Source organism: Streptomyces sp. PU-14G, assembly GCF_041028275.1.
Lineage (GTDB): Bacteria > Actinomycetota > Actinomycetes > Streptomycetales > Streptomycetaceae > Streptomyces.
In genome coordinates this window covers 1-4,327 of sequence record NZ_JASKYT010000533.1, presented here as the reverse complement: position 1 = coordinate 4,327, position 4,327 = coordinate 1, and the positions used below count along the sequence as shown (strand labels likewise).

General features: G+C 76.6%; 2 protein-coding genes. Both read right to left on the bottom strand.

Features of this window, described 5'->3' with window-relative positions; all coding sequences use genetic code 11:
* A partial coding sequence (locus AB8Z75_RS32920; protein ID WP_369208481.1) for a BTAD domain-containing putative transcriptional regulator occupies positions 1–890 on the bottom strand: 890 nt, incomplete at its 3' end.
* Positions 891–1,036: 146 nt separating this feature from the next.
* On the bottom strand, positions 1,037–3,532 hold the full coding sequence (locus AB8Z75_RS32915; protein ID WP_369208482.1) for an asparagine synthase-related protein: 2,496 nt from the start codon (positions 3,530–3,532) through the stop codon (positions 1,037–1,039).
* Positions 3,533–4,327: the final 795 nt, after the last annotated feature.

The following is a 4,327-nucleotide window of genomic DNA, read 5'->3' as shown; positions in this document are numbered from 1 at the left end:
ATGGAGGCGGCGGCCTCGTGCGGGGCGGCGGTCCCCGTACCGTCCGGGGCGGCGGTCCCCGTACCGTCCGGGGCGGCGGTCCCCGTACCGTCCGGGGCGGCGGTCCCCCTGCCCTCCGGGGCGGCGGTCTCCGTGCCGTCCGGGGCGCTCGCCCGGAGGAGTTCGGCGTGGAGTGCGCGCAGTTCGGCGCCCGGGTCGGCGCCGAGGCGGGACGCTATCCCCCGGCGTACGGACTCGTAACCGGCCAGCGCCTCCGCGGTGCGACCGCTCTCGTGCAGGGCTCTGAGGTGGAGGACCTGCAACGGTTCGTCGAGCGGGTGTTCCGGTGCCAGCTGTCGCAGTTCGGGCAGGGCGCGCGTGGCGTGCCCGAGGGCGAGGTCGGCGGTGAGGCGCCGTTGGAGGGCGGCGTGGCGCAGGGCCTCCGCGCGGGCGGCGACGGCGACGCGGTCGGGCAGATCGGCCAGCGCGGGGCCGCGCCACAGCGCGAGGGCTTCGCGGAGCACCCGTGCGGCCCGTTCGGCGTCGCCCTCCTCCAGTGCGCGTTCCCCTTCGGTGGCGAGGCGTTCGAAGCGGAGGAGGTCGACCTCGTCGCGTTCGGGGTCGAGGCGCAGCCGGTATCCGCCGGGGAGCGACTCGACGGCGTCCCTTCCCAGGGCCCTGCGCAACCTGCCCACCAGCGCCTGCAGGGCGGCCGGCGCGTCTCCCGGCAGGGCGTCGGGATGGGCCTCGGCCCACACGTCGTCGATGAGCGCCTGGGGTGAGGCGGGTGCGCGGCTGTGGGCGCGCAGCGCGAGGGCGGCGAGCAGCGCGCGCAGCCGCTGCCCGCCGAGCGGGGCGGGACGCCCGGCGTCGTCGCGGGCCTCGGTCGCCCCCAGGATCAGATAGCGCACGTGTCTATTGTCCCTGTCGGTGTCGTCATGTCCGCGCGCTTTTTTCGGTTGGCGTGGCCGGGCCGGTGTCGAGCCCCCGCCACCCCACCGGTGGGCGCCACGGGCGCCTCGTCGCCGGCGGGCGCCACTTCACCGGCGGGCGCCCGTCACCTGGGCGTGGGCGGCAGGCTGCGTTCGTAGCGGGCGTCGGGGTGGACGCCCGCCGCCGCGGCGCGGTGGCGTGGCGCGGCGGCGCCGGTCCAGCAGGTGCCGCGGCGGGCGAGCAGCCGGCTCAGCCACAGTTCCATGGCGGCCAGGTCGGCGATGCCCTCCGGGGGCAGCGGTTCGCCGCGGGCCACCCGTTGGACGGCCTGCCGTACGACACGCGCCTCGACCAGTCCGGCCTCGGCGAGCAGCGGCGCCTGGAAGAGTGCGAGCAGCCGGTCGGACGCGAGGCGTATGCCCGCGCGGAGGGCGGCGTGGTGGGCGGCCTGCGTCGGTGCGCCCCAGCCGGCCGGGAGGTCGTGGACGCCCGCTCCCGCGAGCGCGGCGCGCAGGACGGAGGCGCGCGCTCCGGGGCGTACGCGCAGGGCGTCGGGGAGTTCCCGGGCTGCGCGTACGACCTGGTTGTCGAAGTAGGGGGCGTGCAGCCGCTGGTTGCGGATCTCGGCGGCCTGTTCGAGGACCCGGTGGTCGGCGGCGGAGCGGGCGAGGGCGGCGCGGGCCCGTCGTTCGCCGGGCCTTTCGACCGACGGGCGGGCCTGGGCCGCGGACTCCAGCCGCAGGGAGACCTCCGCGAGCGCCTCCCCCGTCAGCCAGCGGGCCGCCGGCCCCGGGCGGCACCAGGTGAGCGCGGCCACCGAGGCGTCCACGGCGCTCTCCCCGCCGTCCGGGTACGGCTCGAAAGCGGACGCCGTGAACCCACCGTCCCGCATCAGTGCCGCTGTCTGCTCGACCCCTTCCCTGTACGGCGTACGGGCCAGCCTGCGCGCTGCTCGGTAGATGGTGACGGGCACCAGCAGCGAACGCCCCGCCACCTGGCCCTCCCCCCGCTGCCCCTCCGCACGGGCCAGCGCGGCGACGGGGCGGACGAGGTGGCGGCGGCGCCGGTCCAGCAGCAGGTCCGCCAGGCGGGCGGGGTGCGCGTCGAGGACCTGGCGGGCCCCGGCGCCGACGAAGTGGTCCGCGCTGCCGGCCGTGAGCCGGTTGCGGTGGCGTTCGGCCGCGACGAGTGCGGGGCCCGGCTCGTCCGTGAGGGGCCCGGCGGCCAGGTCCGCGTAGGGCAGCGTCTCCTCGCCGCCGGTGACCACGAGGTGGCGCAACCGCGGGTTCTGCGCGATGGCATGTGCCCGCTCCAGTTCGGCGGTGTGGTCCTCGGCGTCCGCGGAATCGTGGGGGACGCGGTGTGCGCCGCCCCTGGTGAGGTCGTTGAAGGTGACGGCCAGCAGCCGCTCGCCCGCGCCTGCCGCGCCGGACCCGAAAACGGTGCCGGGGGTTCCGGGCAGCCCGGCGGCGAGCAGGGCCAGGGTGCCGGAGGCGGGCCCGCCGGACAGGTCGGCGCCGACGCCGGGCGCGGGTCCGCCGCGCGCCCGCTGCCGGTCGGCAGGGCCCATGCCGGGGACGGGCCCGGGGTCCCGTCCGTCGATGTCGTGTTCGGACGCGTGGCGGGGCTCGGTCAGGCGGGCACGGACAGCGTTCACGAGCGCGTCCCTGACACCCGCGACGGCCGCCTCCGGGTCGACGGGCGGCGCACCGACCACCAAAGAAGTCGACGCTTCATAACCGGCGATCTCCCGGCTGCCGCCGTCCCGCACGATCAGCGCGTGCCCCGGCGGCACCCGGCTGACCCCCCGGTAGGGGGTGCCGTCGCCCAGCGCCTCGGGGGCGTCCGGGCAGGCGAGCAGTGCGGCGAGGTGACCGAAGTCCAGCTCCGCCTCGACCAGGTCGGCGAGTGGCAGCGCGGCTGTCGCGTACGCGGTACCGCCCGCCCACGGCGTGTGGAAGACGGGCCGCACACCGGCCAGGTCGGCGGCGATGGTGAGACGGCGGCCGACGCAGGCGACGGCCGTGTAGCTGCCGGGCCACGCGGTCAGGTGACGGAACGCTCCGCCGCGCGCCGCGATCAGCCCGAGCCGCAGTTCGTCGTCGCTGGCGCCGCAGCACCCGAACACCGCGAGCCGGCTGCCCGGCTGCGCCTCCACCACCCGGATCTCGTCGGGACGCCAGTCCCCGACCGCCCACAGCGGGTCCGGGTCCCCCCACACCACCTGCGCCCCGACGGGCTGGAGTACGCCGTCACCCCCGTCGGGCACGTGGGCGGTGTGCGGGGCGTGACCGTAGCGGCCGTAGGCGTCGTACGGGTCGTGCGAACCGAGCCCGTCGGGCGCGCCGAGACCGTCGTACGAGCCGAATCCGCCGTACGGACCGGGCCCGCCGTACGAACCGTGGTTGCCGTTGGCGCGGTTGGTGCCGCTGCTACCGCTGCTGCCGCTGCTGCCTTTGGTGTCGGTTCCGTACGCGTGTGAGCCGCGGGCAGAAGCACGCAGGTCGTACGCGTCGGCCGAACCGGTGGAAGAGCGCGCTCCGTTCGTGGTGGCCCGGGAGCCGCCGCGACGGCCATGGGGCGCTGCCGCTGCGCTGCTCCACCCCACCAACCAACGCATCGCCGCCTGCCTTCGCGTCACTTGCCGGCACTCCCGCCGGCGTCCGCCGGACCGCGCGAGCCCCGGAGCGACAGGTGCGCGCCGACCGGGAACCGCTGCCGTTGCGGCTATGGTGCCACGTAAGTGGCGCACGGGAGGCGTGTAAGGGGCGCATACCTCAGTGAAGCGCGCGGCCCTCCTTCGTTTCTCCTGCGCCCCCGGACGGTCCCACGGAGCCGCGTTCCGCGCGCGCATATTCCTCTGGCGTCGACCTCCGGCACCGCACACGCGACCGATGTCATTCGGCCAAATCTGCGCGTACGACCGATCACGACGACCGCCGCCTTGACGCCCCGCGACGCACTCGCGACGCAACAGCGAACGGGCGGCGCACGGATGGCGGCGAGAGGGGCCGGGACCGTCGGCAGCGACGCGGGACAGGCGTGCACGCCGAGCGCGCGGCCCCGTCGCGTGCGCCGGGCACGGAGGCACGGGGGCACATGCATGTGCCCCCTCCGAGCAGCGGGCCGACCGTCCCCGCCGACCGACCAGGACGACCGTCCGCCGCGTACGGGCCTGCGCAGACAGCGGCCCGGAACGGGGGGAAGCAGTACGGGGAGCAGAGGGAAAGGTGACGGCGTCGCGGCGCCCCGGGCCACAAGCCGAAGGAGACTCCACCCCCGCGGGAGGGAGCCGGAGAGAGCTGTACCCCCGTCGAAGCGGCCGAAGAGGGCTCTGCACTGCGCCGAGAGGACCAGCGCAGCGGCCGGAAGGACGAGCGCAGCGGTCGGGAGGGGGAACGCAGCGGCCGGGAGG

What these genes read in the sequence shown, in the direction of transcription:
- AB8Z75_RS32915 (WP_369208482.1), bottom strand. Translation starts at nt 3,532, where the DNA reads ATGCGTTGGTTGGTGGGGTGGAGCAGCGCAGCGGCAGCGCCCCATGGC.